This window comes from Pseudoruegeria sp. SK021, from assembly GCF_002119405.1.
Classification (GTDB): domain Bacteria; phylum Pseudomonadota; class Alphaproteobacteria; order Rhodobacterales; family Rhodobacteraceae; genus Meridianimarinicoccus.
The window spans coordinates 222,010-237,512 of record NZ_MTBG01000001.1 but is presented as its reverse complement, the minus strand read 5'-3'; the positions used below and the strand labels follow the sequence as shown (position 1 = coordinate 237,512).

At 62.3% G+C, this 15,503-nt stretch carries 18 protein-coding genes; 11 read left to right on the top strand and 7 right to left on the bottom strand.

Going from position 1 to position 15,503, the window contains the following annotated elements:
* Positions 1 to 57 precede the first annotated feature (57 nt).
* From BV911_RS01085 to BV911_RS01070, 4 genes are all read left to right on the top strand, one after another.
* Positions 58 to 810 (top strand): F0F1 ATP synthase subunit A, encoded by a 753-nt coding sequence (locus tag BV911_RS01085; protein WP_086051728.1) that lies wholly within the window; start codon positions 58 to 60, stop codon positions 808 to 810.
* A 46-nt stretch (positions 811 to 856) separates the two neighbouring features.
* On the top strand, positions 857 to 1,093 hold the full coding sequence (locus BV911_RS01080; RefSeq protein ID WP_086051727.1) for a F0F1 ATP synthase subunit C: 237 nt from the start codon (positions 857 to 859) through the stop codon (positions 1,091 to 1,093).
* 84 nt (positions 1,094 to 1,177) lie between these two features.
* Entirely contained in the window at positions 1,178 to 1,750 is a 573-nt protein-coding gene (locus BV911_RS01075; RefSeq protein WP_086051726.1) for a F0F1 ATP synthase subunit B', read from the top strand.
* Positions 1,751 to 1,753: 3 nt separating this feature from the next.
* Positions 1,754 to 2,311, top strand: coding sequence for a F0F1 ATP synthase subunit B (locus BV911_RS01070; protein WP_086051725.1), 558 nt, complete (start codon positions 1,754 to 1,756; stop codon positions 2,309 to 2,311).
* A 60-nt stretch (positions 2,312 to 2,371) separates the two neighbouring features.
* On the opposite strand, the gene BV911_RS01065 is transcribed toward BV911_RS01070, so the two are convergent.
* From BV911_RS01065 to BV911_RS01055, 3 genes are all read right to left on the bottom strand, one after another.
* Positions 2,372 to 3,121 (bottom strand): LamG domain-containing protein, encoded by a 750-nt coding sequence (locus tag BV911_RS01065; RefSeq protein WP_139840010.1) that lies wholly within the window; start codon positions 3,119 to 3,121, stop codon positions 2,372 to 2,374.
* Between the two features lie 133 nt (positions 3,122 to 3,254).
* Positions 3,255 to 3,908: an OmpA family protein gene (locus BV911_RS01060; protein ID WP_086051723.1), complete on the bottom strand. Its 654-nt coding sequence runs from the start codon at positions 3,906 to 3,908 to the stop codon at positions 3,255 to 3,257.
* A 57-nt stretch (positions 3,909 to 3,965) separates the two neighbouring features.
* Positions 3,966 to 4,901, bottom strand: a complete 936-nt coding sequence (locus BV911_RS01055) for a bifunctional helix-turn-helix domain-containing protein/methylated-DNA--[protein]-cysteine S-methyltransferase (protein WP_086051722.1) — start codon at positions 4,899 to 4,901, stop codon at positions 3,966 to 3,968.
* A 155-nt stretch (positions 4,902 to 5,056) separates the two neighbouring features.
* Between BV911_RS01055 and nth the strand changes: the two genes are divergently transcribed.
* The 5 genes from nth (at position 5,057) to BV911_RS01030 (ending at position 9,924) form a co-directional block, all read left to right on the top strand.
* Positions 5,057 to 5,746: an endonuclease III gene (gene nth / locus BV911_RS01050; protein ID WP_086052009.1), complete on the top strand. Its 690-nt coding sequence runs from the start codon at positions 5,057 to 5,059 to the stop codon at positions 5,744 to 5,746.
* Between the two features lie 32 nt (positions 5,747 to 5,778).
* Entirely contained in the window at positions 5,779 to 6,159 is a 381-nt protein-coding gene (locus BV911_RS01045) for an HIT domain-containing protein (protein ID WP_086051721.1), read from the top strand.
* Positions 6,160 to 6,244: 85 nt separating this feature from the next.
* Positions 6,245 to 6,907: a TrkA family potassium uptake protein gene (locus BV911_RS01040; RefSeq protein ID WP_086051720.1), complete on the top strand. Its 663-nt coding sequence runs from the start codon at positions 6,245 to 6,247 to the stop codon at positions 6,905 to 6,907.
* Positions 6,908 to 6,924: 17 nt separating this feature from the next.
* Complete coding sequence (locus BV911_RS01035) at positions 6,925 to 8,271, top strand: TrkH family potassium uptake protein (RefSeq protein WP_086051719.1); 1,347 nt, start codon at positions 6,925 to 6,927, stop codon at positions 8,269 to 8,271.
* A 105-nt stretch (positions 8,272 to 8,376) separates the two neighbouring features.
* Entirely contained in the window at positions 8,377 to 9,924 is a 1,548-nt protein-coding gene (locus BV911_RS01030; RefSeq protein ID WP_168183947.1) for a Ppx/GppA family phosphatase, read from the top strand.
* 9 nt (positions 9,925 to 9,933) lie between these two features.
* Here BV911_RS01030 and BV911_RS01025 read toward each other — a convergent pair whose 3' ends face one another.
* From BV911_RS01025 to BV911_RS01010, 4 genes are all read right to left on the bottom strand, one after another.
* Complete coding sequence (locus BV911_RS01025; protein WP_086051717.1) at positions 9,934 to 11,190, bottom strand: D-amino acid dehydrogenase; 1,257 nt, start codon at positions 11,188 to 11,190, stop codon at positions 9,934 to 9,936.
* Positions 11,191 to 11,294: 104 nt separating this feature from the next.
* Entirely contained in the window at positions 11,295 to 11,921 is a 627-nt protein-coding gene (locus tag BV911_RS01020) for a DedA family protein (RefSeq protein WP_086051716.1), read from the bottom strand.
* Between the two features lie 70 nt (positions 11,922 to 11,991).
* Positions 11,992 to 12,837 carry a cytochrome c gene (locus BV911_RS01015; RefSeq protein WP_240512096.1) on the bottom strand — a complete coding sequence of 282 codons (846 nt, stop codon included), beginning with the start codon at positions 12,835 to 12,837 and terminating at the stop codon, positions 11,992 to 11,994.
* A gap of 256 nt (positions 12,838 to 13,093) precedes the next feature.
* Complete coding sequence (locus BV911_RS01010; protein WP_086051715.1) at positions 13,094 to 14,029, bottom strand: ABC transporter ATP-binding protein; 936 nt, start codon at positions 14,027 to 14,029, stop codon at positions 13,094 to 13,096.
* Positions 14,030 to 14,298: 269 nt separating this feature from the next.
* Between BV911_RS01010 and BV911_RS01005 the strand changes: the two genes are divergently transcribed.
* Positions 14,299 to 14,478 carry a zinc-finger domain-containing protein gene (locus BV911_RS01005; RefSeq protein WP_086051714.1) on the top strand — a complete coding sequence of 60 codons (180 nt, stop codon included), beginning with the start codon at positions 14,299 to 14,301 and terminating at the stop codon, positions 14,476 to 14,478.
* A gap of 103 nt (positions 14,479 to 14,581) precedes the next feature.
* Entirely contained in the window at positions 14,582 to 15,502 is a 921-nt protein-coding gene (locus BV911_RS01000) for a hypothetical protein (RefSeq protein ID WP_086051713.1), read from the top strand.
* Position 15,503: the final 1 nt, after the last annotated feature.

Sequence of the window (15,503 nt, the reverse complement as noted above, 5' to 3'; positions counted from 1 at the left end):
GTTTGGATACAACGAGGACGCCTCTGAACGGGGGCGTGGACGCAAGGGGAACGACACGTGGCGACGGAACAAGCATCTGAGGGCGGCCTTGTATTTCACCCGATGGACCAGTTTATCGTGTCGCCACTGTTTGGCGACGGTGCGGTGCATTGGTACACCCCGACCAATGTGACCCTGTGGCTGGCCCTGACCGTGGCCGCGATTGCCGCATTGCTGGTGCTGGGCACCAAGCAAGGCCGGGTCGTGCCGGGCAAGACCCAATCGATTGCCGAACTGGCCTATGGCTTTGTTTATAAGATGGTCGAGGACGTGTCGGGCCGGGATGGTCTGAAATACTTCCCCTATATCATGACGCTGTTCATGTTCATCCTGTTCGCCAACTTCCTTGGCCTGCTGCCGATGGCCTTTACCACCACCAGCCACATCGCCGTGACCGCGATCTTGGCGATGGCAGTGTTCTTGGCGGTGACCATTCTGGGCTTCGTGCTGAACGGCGCGTCGTTCTTGGGAATGTTCTGGGTTAAGTCGGCGCCGCTGGCGCTGCGGCCTGTGCTGGCCCTGATCGAAGTGATTTCCTACTTCGTGCGCCCCGTCAGCCACTCCATTCGTTTGGCCGGCAACATGACCGCAGGCCACGCTGTTATCAAAGTTTTTGCCGCCTTCGCTGGACTTGCCGCTTTGTCGCCTTTGGCGATCCTCGGCGTCGTCGCGATGTACGGCTTGGAAATCCTGGTGTGCTTCATCCAGGCCTATGTGTTCACTATTCTGACCTGCGTGTACCTCAAGGACGCGTTACATCCGCATCACTGACGGTCAGAGACAAAACTACTGCCATTCCCATAAAGGAGAGAAGTCTATGGAAGGCGATATCGCAGAACTCGGCAAATTCATCGGTGCCGGCATCTCGGCTATTGGTATGGGTCTTGCCGCCCTCGGTGTGGGCAACGTTGCAGGAAACTTCCTTGCTGGCGCGTTGCGCAACCCGTCGGCTGCTGCTGACCAGACCGCGACGCTGTTCATCGGCATCGCATTCGCAGAAGCACTGGGGATCTTCTCGTTCCTCGTTGCCCTGCTGCTGATGTTCGCTGTGTAATCCACCTGAACCATCCTTGCCCCCGGGCGGCTCGGCCAGATGGCCGGGCCGCCCGTGTAAGACCCGAGGTTCCTGGAGGACGACATGGCTGAGACAACGCACGCGGCTGCAGGCACCGCGCATTCCGCCGCTGACGCGGTTGCACACGGAAGCGCAGCGACCCAGTCTGCGGGAATGCCGCAGCTTGAATTCGCGCATTTCCCGAACCAGATTTTCTGGCTCGTTATCGCGCTTGGCGCGCTCTATTATATTCTGTCGCGCGTGGCTCTGCCACGGATCGCGTCCATTCTTGCTGACCGTCAGGGTCGGATCATGGACGATATCGCCGCCGCCGAACAGCTGAAGCTGAAAGCGGAAGAGGCCGAGACTGCCTATCAGAAGGCGCTGGCTGATGCCCGCGCTGAAAGCAATCGCATCATCGCCGAAGCGCGGGCCGAAGTTCAGGTTGAACTGGACGCCGCCATTGCTAAGGCCGATGCCGAGATTGCGGCGAAGGCCGCGGAATCGGAACGCTCGATCAACGAGATTCGGGCCGGTGCGATCGACAGCATCGAAGCGGTGGCGAAAGACACGGCAGGCGCAATCGTTGCCGCGTTTGGCACCGGTGCGGACGACGCGGTGGTTGCCGATGCCGTCAACGCCCGCCTGAAGGGATAAGACATGAAAAAGCTCAGCCTATTGCTGATTCTTCTGTCGGCGAGCCCGGCGCTGGCCGCCGGTGGCCCGTTCTTCTCGCTGCACAACACCAACTTCGTCGTCCTGATCGCCTTCTTGGTGTTCATCGGCGTGGTCTGCTATTTCAAGGTTCCGGCCCTGTTGGGTGGATTGTTGGACAAGCGTGCTGCGGGCATCCAATCGGACCTGACCGAAGCCCGCAAGTTGCGCGAAGAAGCCCAACTTCTGCTGGCCTCCTATGAGCGCAAGCACAAGGAAGTTCAGGAGCAGGCCGATCGCATCGTTGAAGGTGCAAAGCGCGAAGCCGTCGCTGCGGGCAAGCAAGCCCGGATCGATCTGGACGCGTCCATTGCGCGCCGGGTTCAAGCGGCGGTCGAGCAAATTGCATCCGCCGAAGCACGCGCCGTTAAGGACGTGCGGGATCGGGCAATTTCGGTTGCGGTTGCTGCGGCTGGTGATGTCATGGCGCAGGGGATGACCTCTGACCGTGCCAACAAGCTGATCGACGGTGCAATCACCGAAGTCGGCGTCAAGCTGCACTGATCGCGCTTACCTTTAGGTTCTCGCAAAAGGCCCGGCACTCTTGCCGGGCCTTTTGACGTTTCAGGCGGACGTTCCCGGACGGCCCAACCAACGCAGCAGGGGCAACAGACCCAGCGCCCCAGCCAGCAGGGCCAGCGGCGCGGGCAGGGGCACTGGCGCCACCGGCGGAATGGGTTCTTGCGGCAGCCCGATTGTGGCAATTTGCGTCGGCGAGAGCGCGGCATCGTAGATCCGGACATAATCCAACACGCCGGAGACGGCTTGGGTTTTGCTGGTGGTTTTGTCATCTTCCAGCACATGAATATGGCCCTGATAGCCAATGGTCATACCGGTCGGGTCAAGGAAGCTGATCACCCGGCTTCCATCCAGATAGATGTCGACCAGTTTGCTGCTGTCATTGCGATTAAACACCAGAACGTGGTCTTTGTTGGCCGTAAGCAGGCCGGTGGCTGTCGGTGGCTGGGTGTCAAAGAACACCAGTGACGAGTTTTGATTGTAGAGCCCGCCATCCGACGCGAGTGTCCTGAAATCCAGCAGCTTGGTCTTGCCTGCCGTGGTATCAAGGCGGAACTTCATCGCCAGCGTGAAGGTCTTGATCTGGGACGGCAAGTCAATCCGGGGACCGCCATTGGCCGAAAACACCAATTCGCCGGCGGTGACGGTGCCGCCCGTGCTGCTGGCGGTGGCGGTGCCGACGGCATCGCTGAAGTCGGACCAGAATTCGAATGCGTTTAAAAGCGACGCGGCTTGGCTTTGTGCTGGGTGGGCCAGCGCCAAGCCAGCGGCGAGCATTAGGGGATAGAGTTTCATGATGGTACCTCATGGCAAAAGCTGCGCCATGAAGACCATAATCCGCCTAAGACAGGGTAAACGGAGGCGGGGATTTTTTTAACCACGCCGTCCTGAGGGACCGGAGGGGGGGTGCCCGCTCCGGTCTGCCAGATCAGGTTTGCGGGCGGATGATCACCTCGACCCGGCGGTTCTGTGCCCGGCCTTCCGGGGTCAGGTTGGTGGCGATGGGCGCGTCTTCGCCGCGACCGATGGCGGTGACCCGGCCACCGGGCACGCCTTGGGCAACAAGGATCGAGGCGACCGCACCGGCACGCCGGGTGGACAGGTCGAAGTTATAAGCGGCAGCGCCGGTATTGTCGGTATGGCCGATGATTTCGACATTGGTGGTGGGATAGCGCAGTAGGTTGGCAGCCAGCGCGTTCAATTCACTGCGCTGTGACGACGGAATCGTGGTGCTGTCGGTGGCGAACAAAATGTCTTGCGGGAACGAGACCAGCAGTTGGTCGCCTTGGTTCGACACCGTAACGCCGTTGCCAAGCTGCTGTTGCAACTCAGCGGCCTGCTTGTCGAGGTTGGACCCGATGATGCCACCAACAGCGGCACCAATGGCCGCGCCAGCCACGGCGCGCTTGCCATCACCGCCTGAGATCGGTCCTCCGACCAAGCCGCCAACAGCGGCACCCATCAGGGCACCCGTGTTGCGCTTGCTGTTGTCAGTATTGTTGAGATTGGCCGGAGTGGTACATCCGGCCAGCAGGGCTGTGCCTGCCAGAAGGGTGGCGAAAGCGGAATGTCGGGAAATCATGGCTGCCTCTGGTCTGGTTTTGCGCCAGTCTATGCCGGAACGGGGGGTGAAAGGAAATCACCCTTTCGAAACATCCTGTCGTGGTCGCGTGGTTTCGCCGGCCGGGGGTGGCGGTGGGCTGTCGCGGCGGGCCGCCTCCCATGCCAGCATGGCGCGTTTGACCGGCAAGCCCCAGTGATAGCCGCCCAAAGCGCCGCCTTTGCGCAGGGCGCGGTGACAAGGGATCAGCCAGCTGATCGGGTTGCGCCCAACTGCCGTGCCGACCGCGCGGGCGGCCTTGGGGTGGCCGACTGCGCGGGCGATGTCGGAATAGGTGGTGACCTGACCGGACGGGATGCGCAGCAGCGCCTCCCAGACCTTGATCTGGAAGGGCGCGCCGATCAGGTGCAGGTCGGCCACGCCGCGCGGGGCTGCGTCGGTGGCGATGCCGAGGGCGCGCAGGGCCAGCGGGCCGACACGGCCGGGGTCTTCGGTGAACGTGGCGCGTGGCCAGCGCCGTTGCAGATCGGCAAAGCCCGCCTCTGGCCCGCAATCGGCGGTGAAGGCCAATCCGCACAGGCCGCGCTCTGTTGCCATCGCCAAGGCCGGCCCGAAGGCCGTGTCGATCTGGGCGTAGCGGATGGTCAGGCCAGCGCCGCCGCGGGCATAGTCGCCGGGGGCCATGGCTTCCCAGCGCAAAAAGAGATCGTGCAGGCGGCCAGAGCCACTCAGCCCGACCGTGTCGGCGGTTTCAAGGGTGGTGGCATTGGCGGCCAGCAGGCTGCGAGCGTGATCCAGCGTCAGATATTGCTGATAGCGTTTGGGCGACACCCCGGCCCAGCGGGAAAAGACCCGCTGAAAATGGGCGGGCGACATCGACAGATCGGCGGCCAACTGCTCCAGCGGCATCGGGGCGCCGCCAGCCGCGTCAATGGCGGTAATGGCGCGCGCAATGACGCCGTAATGATAGGGGTCGGGCCGAAGATCATCGGGGTCAGTGAGCGCCCTACACATGCAAGCGGTCCTTTTCGGATTGGCGTGGCTTGGGGTAAACCTAGGGGCTTGGGCCGAAGCGGGCGACCCGAAACTTGCGCAAGGAGGTGGAGACTGCCGAGGCGGCGGTGGGAACAGGCTTGCCGCCCAGCGACCGGCCATGGCATAGCCGCCCTATGGTTCGACAATTTTCCTATCAAGACATGGTGACGGCGTTTCGCCGCTTTCAAGAGGTCGAGGCAGAGCCGAAGGGCGAGCTGGACCATACCAACGCCTATACGTTGCTGGTGGCGGTTGCGCTGTCGGCGCAGGCCACGGATGTGGGCGTGAACAAAGCGACGCGGGCGTTGTTCCCGATTGCGGATACGCCGCAGAAGATGCTGGATTTGGGCGAAGAGGGGTTGATTGGCCATATTCGCACCATCGGTCTGTTTCGCAACAAGGCCAAGAACGTCATCGCGATGAGCCGCCTTCTGGTCGAGAATTACGGCGGTGTGGTGCCGTCGTCGCGTGCGGCGTTGGAAAGTCTGCCGGGGGTCGGCCGGAAGACCGCCAATGTGGTGCTGAACATGTGGTGGGGCTTGCCGGCGCAGGCAGTGGACACCCATATCTTTCGGATCGGCAACCGCAGCGGGCTGGCCGTGGGACGCGACGTGGCCGCGGTGGAGCGCGCCATCGAGGACAATGTCCCGGCTGAATTTCAGCGCCATGCCCATCATTGGATGATCCTGCACGGGCGGTACACTTGCAAAGCCCGCAAGCCGATGTGCGGCGTCTGCGTGATCCGGGATATTTGCCAATATGATGCAAAAGAGCCGATTGAAACCGGCGGCTTGACAATTGGTGGTCCCGGCGCGACCCCTTGATCCAAACCGACCCAGCCAAGAGGGGACCCGTGATGGCCCATGCCTATGACGACCAGAATATCTTTGCCAAGATCCTGCGCGGCGAAATTCCCTGCACCAAGGTCAAGGAAAGCGCCCATTCGCTGGCGTTTCGCGATGTCCGGCCCCAAGCGCCGGAACATATTTTGGTGATCCCGAAAGGCGCGTATGTCAATTATGATGACTTCGCGCTAGCGGCAAGCGAGGCCGAGATTGTGGATTTCACCCGGCTTTTGGGCGAGATCGCAGCCGAGTTGGGGGTGCGCCCGGCCGATGGCGGCGCCGGGTTCCGGCTGGTGTCGAACGCGGGTCGGGATTCCCTGCAAGAAGTGCCGCATATGCATGTGCATCTGCTGGCCGGACGCCCTTTGGGAGGCCTGCTGCCCGCAGACTGAGCCGGGCCAGATGCCGCGCCGGAGGGGGGCATTAGCGCCTTGCCGGACACGAGATCTTGAATACGACCGGAAATAGGGATGCCGGATGGGACGCAAGCTACGCAATTTCGCGGTGATCGGATTGGGCAACTATGGCGGCACGGTCGCCAGTGAATTGACCCGGTTCGGCAATTACGTGATCGGCATCGACCGCGACGACAAGGTCGTGGCCGATTACACCGAAAAAGTGTCACAGGCGCTGATTCTCGACAGTCGCGATGAGGTGGCCCTTCGCGATGGCGGCATCGGCGAGTGCGATGTGGCCCTGATTGCCATGAGCGAGAACCTAGAAGCCAGCGTTCTGACCGCAATCAATCTGAAGATGATCGGCGTGCCGGTGGTCTGGGCCAAGGCGGTCAACAAGACCCATCATCGGATCCTGTCAAAACTGGGGGTGGACCGGATCATTCATCCCGAGGTGGATGGTGGCCAGCATACGGCGCAGGTGCTGCACAATCCGCTGGTGCGGGACTATGTCAGTTTGGGCAATGGCTATCACGTGGCCAATATTCTGGTGCCGCAGGCGCTGCACGGGCGCCGCTTGTCCGACCTGAAACTGTTGGAGCGGTTCGATCTGCGCTGTATCGGCGTGATGCGCGGCACGGATTATCTGGGCGGCGACGGGACGCCGGTTGAATTGGCCTGTGACGACAAGCTGCTGTTGCTGGGGGTTCGGGTCAACCTGCGCGATTTCGCGGCCTCCTTGTAACCAGTTAGGACCCGCCCATGGACCTGCGTCGTAGGCTACCCGCATTGAAGCTGCTGTCGCGGCTGCCGCCACCGGCGTTTCTGGCGCTGCTCTATGGGACGTTGGTGGTGCTGGGGACGTTTCTGCTGAAACTGCCCGCGGCGCATAACGGGCCCCTCAATTGGATGGAGGCGTTGTTTACCTCGGCGTCGGCGGTGACGGTGACCGGGCTGTCGGTGGTGGATACGGGAACCGTGTTTACCGCGTTCGGACAGGCCGTGATCATGGTGTTGATCCAGCTGGGCGGCCTTGGCCTGATGACCTTTGCCGTGTTGCTGCTGTCGGCCATGGGGATCCCGATGGGCATGAACCAGCGGATCATCCTGCGCGAGGATCTGAACCAGACCTCGCTCAGTCGGCTCGGGACGCTGGCCCAGCTTATCTTGAAGATCGCGATTGCGTGTGAATTGCTGGGCGTGGCGGTGCTGGCCGTGGTGTTCGTGCCGGAATTTGGCTGGGGCACCGGGCTGTGGCATGCGTTGTTTCATTCCGTATCGGCCTTTAACAATGCCGGATTTGCGTTGTTCCCGGACGGGCTGTCGCGCTGGGTTGGCGACCCGATCATCAATCTGGCGATCCCGCTGATGTTTATTCTGGGGGGCTTGGGTTTCGTGGTGATCGGCGACATCTCGGCCAAACGGCGTTGGCGCACCTTAAGTCTGCACAGCAAGTTGATGCTGTCGGGCACTGCGGCGCTGATCCTTGGGCCGTGGGCCATTTTTCTGGCGCTGGAATGGACCAATCCGAACACGCTGGGCGCGATAGCTGATGTTCCGACCCGGGTGATGGCCGCGTGGTTTCAGGTGGTGACCACCCGGACGGCGGGGTTCAACACGCTGGAGATCGAATCGCTGCATGACAGCACGTCACTGATGATGATGCTGTTGATGGTGATTGGCGGCGGCAGCACCTCGACCGCGGGCGGCATCAAGGTGACGACGTTCATCTTGCTGTTGGTGGTGATGGTGGCGTTTTTCCAACGGCGCACGACTCTGCACGTGTTCGGGCGCAGCCTTGGGCTGGAAGAAGCGATGAAGGTGATGGCCCTGACCACGGTTAGTCTGCTGACCGTGATGGTGGCCGTGTTCGCAATCTCAATCTCACATGACGGGGCGATTTTCGATCTGGGTTTCGAGGTGGCATCGGCCTTTGGCACAGTGGGCCTGTCGCGCGGAACCACGACCGAATTGGACACGTTCGGGCGGTTGGTGATCATCGTGGTGATGATGATTGGCCGAGTCGGCCCGCTGACTTTGGGCTTCTTTTTGGCAACCCGTAGCGTGCCGCGGGTGCGCTATCCGGCGGGGCAGGTCCATTTGGGCTGAGCCCCGGCCCCCCATCCCTGCGACGCCGGGCTGTGGACTTGCGGGGAACAGAATGTCAGCATCAGGATCCGCGTAGGACATTAGGGGACGGCGATGGAACAGGGCTTGTCACATAAGGGGATGTCGGACCCGCGCACGATCGAGATCGATACGGCGCGGATCCTGTCCCGGCAGCAGGCGCATTACGGGGTCATCGATATCGGCTCAAACTCATTGCGCTTGGTGGTCTATGACGATCTCAGCCGCGCGCCGTTTCCCCGTTTCAACGAAAAATCGATGGTTGCGCTGGGGGCCGGGATCGACGCCGACGGCAACTTTACCGAGGATGCGATCCGCCGCGCTTTGCATGCGGTGGTCCGTCTGCATGCCATCGCCAAGGCCATGCAGGTCGACCGGATCGATGTGCTGGCAACCGAAGCGACCCGGCGTGCGGGCAATGGCGCGGATCTGATTCGGGCGATTCGGGACAAGACCGGGCTGCAGCCGCGCATTCTGACCGGCGAAGAAGAGGCGACCTTTACGGCAACGGGGGTGATCTCGGGGTTTTTTCAGCCCACCGGTCTGGTGGGCGATATTGGCGGCGGCAGTCTGGAAGTGGCCGAGGTGATCGGGGACCGGGTCGGGGACCGGCTAAGCAGCATGCCGTTGGGGGCGCTGCCGGTCGGGCGGATGATGGAAGACGGCGTGGATGCCGCCAAAAAGCAGATCGATGCGATTTTGGATGCGAATCTGCCGCCGATGCTGACCCAGCCGGCGTTTTATGCTGTGGGCGGTGGCTGGCGGGCCTTGGCGCGGATTCACATTGCCATGACCGGGGCGCCGATCAGTGTGGTGCATGGCTATAATCTGCCCGCGGCCGAGCTTCAGGCGTTGTCCAAAAAGATCGCCCGGATGTCCCAAGACGAGGTGGCGGATCTGCCGGACGTTCCGGGGCGGCGGATCAAGACCTTGCCTGCGGCAGCATTGGTAATGTGGCGGGTGTTGCGGAACCTCAAGCCGGAGCGGATCGTGTTTTCCGATTGTGGGCTGCGCGAGGGCTGGCTCTATGGGCAACTGGATCCGACCGAACAATACCGCGATCCGCTGTTGGAAGGGGCACAGGCCATCGGTTTGCCCATCGCCCGGGTGCCGGAATTCAGCGCCGCGTTGGCGCGATGGACCGATGATCTGTTCCCCGGCGAAAGCCAACAGGACCGACGGTTGCGGCTGGCGGCCTGCGCCCTGACGGATATGGCGTGGCGCGATCACGCCAAGGTCCGGGCGCGCGAGACCTTTCGGCGGCTGCTGCAATTTCCCTTTATCGGGGTGACACATCCCGAGCGGGCGTTTCTGGCGGTGACGATCTTGGCGCGTTACGGCGGCAAGGTGGATGGCACTGTGACTGAGATTACCGATCAGCTTCTGACCCCGAACGAGGTGCGCCGGGCCGAGATTTTGGGCCGGGCGTTGCTGTTGGGGCACCGGTTCTCGGCCAGCGTGCCCGAGTTGTTGGGCCATTGCCGTCTGCGGATTGAGGCCGACGCCGTCCGCCTTGAAGTGCTGAACAATGTCAGTGTGCCCGACAGTGATGCTGTCCAGACCCGGCTGCGGCAGTTGGCGTCGGCCACCGGGGTTGCCGGGGCCGAGGTCGTCATTGTCACCGAGGATGACTGACCGCGCCCGCTAGTCGTAGCGGGCGGCGGTCAGACCGTCGAAATCGATCTCGGGGGTCTTGCCCAGCACCACATCTGCGACGGCACGCCCCGACCCGCAGGCCATGGTCCAGCCCAGCGTGCCATGGCCGGTGTTCAGAAACAGGTTGGGGTATTTCGAGGCCCCCAGAACCGGGGTGCCGTCAGGGGTCATCGGGCGCAGCCCCGTCCAGCCTTCTGCCCGGTCCACGTCGCCGCCCTGTGGGAACAGATCGCCGATCACGTGGCGCACCGTATCGGTGGCATGGGGGCCGAGGCGGTTGGAATAACCAGCGATCTCGGCAGTACCCGCCACCCGGATCCGGTCACCCAGCCGAGTGATGGCCACTTTATGGGTCTCGTCCATGATCGTCGATTGCGGTGCCATGGCATCGTCGGTGACCGGCAGGGTCACGGAATAGCCTTTGACCGGATAGATCGGCAGCCGCACCCCGATCGGGTTCAGAACATTGGGTCCATAAGAGCCCAAGGCACAGACATAGGCGTCACCGGTGATCCGTCCCGCCGGATCGGTATCGACGCCGACGACCTTGCCGTTTTCGACGCAGATGCTGTCGATATTTTGGCCATAGAGAAACTCAACCCCCATCTCGGCGGCCTTTTCGGCCAAAGCGATGGTAAACAGCCGGCAATCGCCAGTGCGGTCGGCGGTCAGTTGCAACCCGCCGACAAATTTGTCCCGTACGAAGGCCAAGGCCGGTTCCGCGGCGATGCAGCCATCCCGGTCGAGGACCTGATAGGGGCTGTCGAACTCTGCCAAAATTTGTTGGTCAGCCTTCGAGCCTTTCAACTGCTTTTCAGTTCGGAACAGCTGTAACGTGCCCTGCGCCCGCCCATCATACTCAATGCCGGTCTCGGCGATCAGTTCGGGCATCACGTCGCGGCTGTAGTTCGAAATGCGCACCATCCGGGCCTTGTTCAGGGCATAGGCTTTGTCGTTACAATTGTTCACCATCTTCGCGGCCCAGACCCACATGGTCGGGCTGATCAGCGGCCAGATGAATAGCGGGCGGCGCTTCATGAACATCCATTTGACGGCTTTCATCGGGATGCCGGGCGCGGCCCATGGCGAGGTCATGCCATAAGACAGCTCTCCCGCATTGGCATAAGAGGTCTCAAGACCCGGCCCCTTTTGCCGATCCAGCACCGTGACTTCGGCGCCTTGCCGGGCAAGATAATAGGCAGTCGTGACGCCGATAACCCCGGCACCCATGACGATCACTTTCATGCCGCTTCCTTTCCGCGCGTGTCTGATGTGTGGTCACAGTGCGACGGCGACGTGATGGGTGCAAGGGGGCGCGGGGACGGCGCTGTTCCGCGATGGGCTTGGCCTTAGGCTTTGGGGTCAGGTCGGTCCTGCGACCCGTGTGACGGCCACGTGATGACCCGCCAAAGATACCAGCCCAGCATTCCGACCAAGACGGCAGTGGCGAGGGGATCCATCCACTTGCCCACGTCAGTATAGCTGGACCGCAGGGCGTAGCCCGCCACAGCCAGAAGTCCGGACCAGACTGCGGTGCCAAGGCTGGTCCAGATCAGGAACGAGCCTTGGCTCATCCGGGCCGCGCCGGCCGGGACCGAGATCAGGGTGCGCACTGCCGGGACCAAACGCCCCAGCAAGACCGCAATGGCGCCATGGCGGTGAAACCAGTCTTCGGCCCGGGTGATGTCCTGCGGCGACAGGGTAAGCCAGCGGCCATGGCGAGCTGCCAGTCGCCGCATCCGGTCACTGCCGACCCGGCGTCCGACCCAATACCACATCACCGCCCCGGCGACGGAGCCAAGGGTTCCGGCCAGAATGACCGCCCAAAGGTCGTGTTGACCGGTCGCGGCTGTAAAGCCTGCTAGCGGCATGATCAATTCTGACGGGATCGGCGGGAAGACGTTTTCGAGAAACATCAGCCACGCGATCCCGATCAGGCCCAAACCGCCGACCAGCGCCGTTACCCACTCTACCATTCACCTCATCCCGCGCAGAATAATCTTAGGACCAAACGCGGGGCACGGCGGGGCGGTTCCAGGCAGTGGGTCAGCCCGCATCCGGCAGGGGCGGAACGCTGCGCAGATATAGGATCAGCGCGTCCAGATCCTCGGGCGTCATCCGCGCCAGATAAGGATAGGGCATCGGCGGCAGCATCGCGCTGCCATCCGGGCGCTGGCCCGCGATGATCATGTCCGCGATCTCGGCGTCGGTATAGGCCAGCAGCCCGTCTGGCCCATTGGTGATATTCGGGGCAATCGACACCCCCCAAGGTCCGTGAAATTCAAACCCGCCAGCCCCCAGATGGGTGTCGATCATCGGCCCGGTTGGCCCCCAGCCGCTGTGGCATTCCATGCAATGGCTGACCTGCGCCACATATTCCCCCCATTCGACGGTCACGCCGCGGGGAAGATCGGCGACCGCATCCAGTGGGGGGCCATAGGCGGGCGGCAGTGGAATGTTCCAGACCGAAGCGGGCTGGACCAAATCGACGACAGGCACGCTGCGCAGATAGGTCACGATGGCGGCAAGGTCGGTATCCGAGATGTTGCGATAAAAGCCAAAGGGCATCAGCGGACCGATCACGGTGCCGTCTGGCCGGATGCCTTCGCGGATCGCGCGCCCCAGTTCCGCATCGGTCCAATCGGCGATCACGCCGCCGGGGGTGATGTTGGCGGCATAGGCGGTGAACATGTCCGAATCTTCGACCAGTCGCCCGCCGAGATGCTGATCCATGATCGGTCCGTCCGGCCCCAGTGGCGTGTGACAGTTGCCGCAACCCATCGGGCCTTCGACCAGATATTCGCCCCGTTCAAGCGCGGTTTCAGCATTGGTGGTGGTGGCCAAGGTGGTCGATAGAGTCAGGCAGCCGAACGCAAGCATAAAGCGATACATTGTGGTGTCCCTCCCGCAAAATAACATCAAGATCAATTCGTGCAGATCATCGTTATCGGCGGGTCAGGGGGGGGCGGGCCTTGCCGCAAGCCCCCGCGTCATGTCAGGGGGCGATCCGGCGTCCAGCTTCGTCAATTTAATACGAATCGTGCCCTCCCCGGCGCGCCTCACGGGAAGTTTACCTCAGATCGGGCTCTGTCGTTGGATTTTTTCCGGCGCGTCGATGATGCCGCACCGGAGAAATGATCGGATGCAGTTAGCCCGCGGACGACGTGAGCGACAGGAACACGTCCTCAAGATCGGGTTCTTCGGTGGCGACATCGCGCAGGACAATGGAGGCATTGCGCACCGCGTCCAGAATTTCCGCGGGCGATGTCAGCGAACGGCGATAGGCAAAGTCCAGACGCCCATCCGCGCGGGTCGTCACCTCGACATTCGGGATTGACGGCAACGGGCCGGTGGGGGGCGTTTCCGGCGTGACCACCAGTGTTTTGGCGTCCAAGCGGCCAAGCAGCGCTGTTGTCGTGTCGCGCACCACCACCTGACCGTGGTTGATGATGGCGATCTCGTCGCACATCTCTTGGGCTTCTTCCAGATAATGGGTGGTCAGGATGATGGTCATGCCTTGGTCGTTCAATCGGCGGACATTGCGCCACAGCATCTGGCGCAATTCGATGTCCACGCCCGCGGTGGGTTCGTCCAGCACCAAAACCTGCGGCGTATGGACCAGTGCCTTGCCCAACAACAACCGCCGCCGCATCCCACCAGACAGCGACCGGGAATAGGCATCGGCCTTGTCTGTCAGCCCGACCAGATCAAGAATTTCATCGGTGCGCCGCTGGGATTTCGGGACGCCATAGAGGCCGGCCTGAACCTCAAGCGAGGCACGCGGCGAAAAGAACGGATCGAGGTTCAATTCCTGCGGCATCACCCCGATGGCAGCCCGGGATTGGCGCGGGTTCACATCCTGATCAAAGCCCCAAATTCGGACGTTGCCGGATGTTTTCAGGACCAGACCGGCCATGATATTGATCATGGTCGATTTTCCCGCGCCGTTTGGCCCGAGAAGTCCGAAGATCGATCCGGCAGGCACGGCCAGATCCACCCCTTTCAGGGCGTGGGTCGCGGCCTGATTGCCGCGTGCCGTGTATGTTTTGGTCAAGCCGGTCAGTTCGATGGCGTTTTGTGTCATGTGTCCCCGAAGTCCGTGCGCGCCGCAGACCATTGGGTCGCGGTGATGCCAACCCATACGACCTGAGGGCGGCCCGGGCAAGGCAGCGTGCGGCCGGGATGTGGGCTGTGGTGGCAAAGATCAGGGTCGACAGGGAGGGTCCGGGCGCGGGGGCTGCGCGAATCTGCCATGGCGGGATCCTGCCGCCGGGGTGAGCTGCGGTCTTGTCGCGGCTTTCTGGATCGCTATGCTGCCCGCCAAAGATTAAGCCCCTGCCCAAGGAGACCGCGATGACCATTGCCCCGCCGGAAATAGAAGTGGTGACCGCGTTTCGCGTGGCCTGTGACGGTGGCGGCGCGTCGCTGGGACATCCGCGGGTTTGGTTGAGCATCCCGCATGACCGCGGCTGGGTCGAATGCCCCTATTGCGACAAGAAAATCGTGCACCAGGATTTCGCTGATCAAGCCTAAACGGCGGTCGCATCGGTGTGATACTTTGCAGGACGGACACAACTGGGCGCAGCCCCGGGCTTGTGCTTGTTCGGCTGTAGCCTGGAATTCAAGTCGTATGGTTATGAGTTTTACCACGTTCAAAGACCGGATTTGGTCGGTCTTTGACGGGGGCACCCGCCGGATCGCCGCCGCACCGAAGCCGATACAAGACGTCGGCTATGGTCTGATCACAGGGGTGCTGAACGGGGCATATTATCTGCCCGGGGCGCCTTTGCGCGCCATTGCTTCGGATCTTGTGGCGGTGTTGGGGTCGGGAACGGCGCGGCAGTATCACCGGGATTTTTCGGCGCGCTTCATGCTAAGCCTTCGCCGGATGGAGGCGTTACGGCTGGGCCAGACCGAAAAGATTGATGGATTGCTGCAAATCCCCGAACTGGATCGTCTGGATGCGCTCTCGGGGCAGGGCGGGATCATCATGGTGATGCCGCATTGCCACGCGTCGGTGCTGGTGGCGCGGGGGTTGGCGGCGCGATATCCGACATTGCTTTTGGTCCGCGAAACCAAAAACGAAGCCCGGGCCGAGGCGCAGCGGTCGTTCTATCGCAAACTGGGCTGCGATTATCTGGATGTGCGGCGCAACAACGAGGTGACGGTCGCGCGGACGGTGCTGGGTGCCTTGCGTCAGGGCAAAATTGTGATTGGCGTGGTCGACCGGATCCGAAATGCGCCGCGAGGCGGGGCAGAGTTCAGTAAATCCGATGACACCGTTCGCACGCGGACCTTTGGCCAGTCGGTTGGGGCGGTGGGCTGGCCCGCCCGGTTTGCCGTGAAATGCCGTGTGCCGATCTTGCCGGTGACGGTTGAACAAACGGACGCGGCGATGATTCTGCATCTGGGCGACGCCATCACTGGCGGCGATCTGGTGCCCACCACGCAGTCATGGATGACGGCGATCGAAGCGCTGATCTTGCGCTTTCCGAAAGACTGGCTGTTCGTTTATGACAAGCATTGGGCGCGGGTCCTGAAGACGGCGCGCGGCTGAA

Bases quoted from the DNA above. Each gene is read 5' to 3' on its own strand.
- BV911_RS01080 (WP_086051727.1), top strand. From the start codon at position 857: ATGGAAGGCGATATCGCAGAACTCGGCAAATTCATCGGTGCCGGCATC.
- BV911_RS01075 (WP_086051726.1), top strand. From the start codon at position 1,178: ATGGCTGAGACAACGCACGCGGCTGCAGGCACCGCGCATTCCGCCGCT.
- BV911_RS01070 (WP_086051725.1), top strand. From the start codon at position 1,754: ATGAAAAAGCTCAGCCTATTGCTGATTCTTCTGTCGGCGAGCCCGGCG.
- BV911_RS01065 (WP_139840010.1), bottom strand. From the start codon at position 3,121: ATGAAACTCTATCCCCTAATGCTCGCCGCTGGCTTGGCGCTGGCCCAC.
- BV911_RS01060 (WP_086051723.1), bottom strand. From the start codon at position 3,908: ATGATTTCCCGACATTCCGCTTTCGCCACCCTTCTGGCAGGCACAGCC.
- BV911_RS01055 (WP_086051722.1), bottom strand. From the start codon at position 4,901: ATGTGTAGGGCGCTCACTGACCCCGATGATCTTCGGCCCGACCCCTAT.
- nth (WP_086052009.1), top strand. From the start codon at position 5,057: ATGGTTCGACAATTTTCCTATCAAGACATGGTGACGGCGTTTCGCCGC.
- BV911_RS01045 (WP_086051721.1), top strand. From the start codon at position 5,779: ATGGCCCATGCCTATGACGACCAGAATATCTTTGCCAAGATCCTGCGC.
- BV911_RS01040 (WP_086051720.1), top strand. From the start codon at position 6,245: ATGGGACGCAAGCTACGCAATTTCGCGGTGATCGGATTGGGCAACTAT.
- BV911_RS01035 (WP_086051719.1), top strand. From the start codon at position 6,925: ATGGACCTGCGTCGTAGGCTACCCGCATTGAAGCTGCTGTCGCGGCTG.
- BV911_RS01025 (WP_086051717.1), bottom strand. From the start codon at position 11,190: ATGAAAGTGATCGTCATGGGTGCCGGGGTTATCGGCGTCACGACTGCC.
- BV911_RS01020 (WP_086051716.1), bottom strand. From the start codon at position 11,921: ATGGTAGAGTGGGTAACGGCGCTGGTCGGCGGTTTGGGCCTGATCGGG.
- BV911_RS01015 (WP_240512096.1), bottom strand. From the start codon at position 12,837: ATGTATCGCTTTATGCTTGCGTTCGGCTGCCTGACTCTATCGACCACC.
- BV911_RS01010 (WP_086051715.1), bottom strand. From the start codon at position 14,029: ATGACACAAAACGCCATCGAACTGACCGGCTTGACCAAAACATACACG.
- BV911_RS01005 (WP_086051714.1), top strand. From the start codon at position 14,299: ATGACCATTGCCCCGCCGGAAATAGAAGTGGTGACCGCGTTTCGCGTG.
- BV911_RS01000 (WP_086051713.1), top strand. From the start codon at position 14,582: ATGAGTTTTACCACGTTCAAAGACCGGATTTGGTCGGTCTTTGACGGG.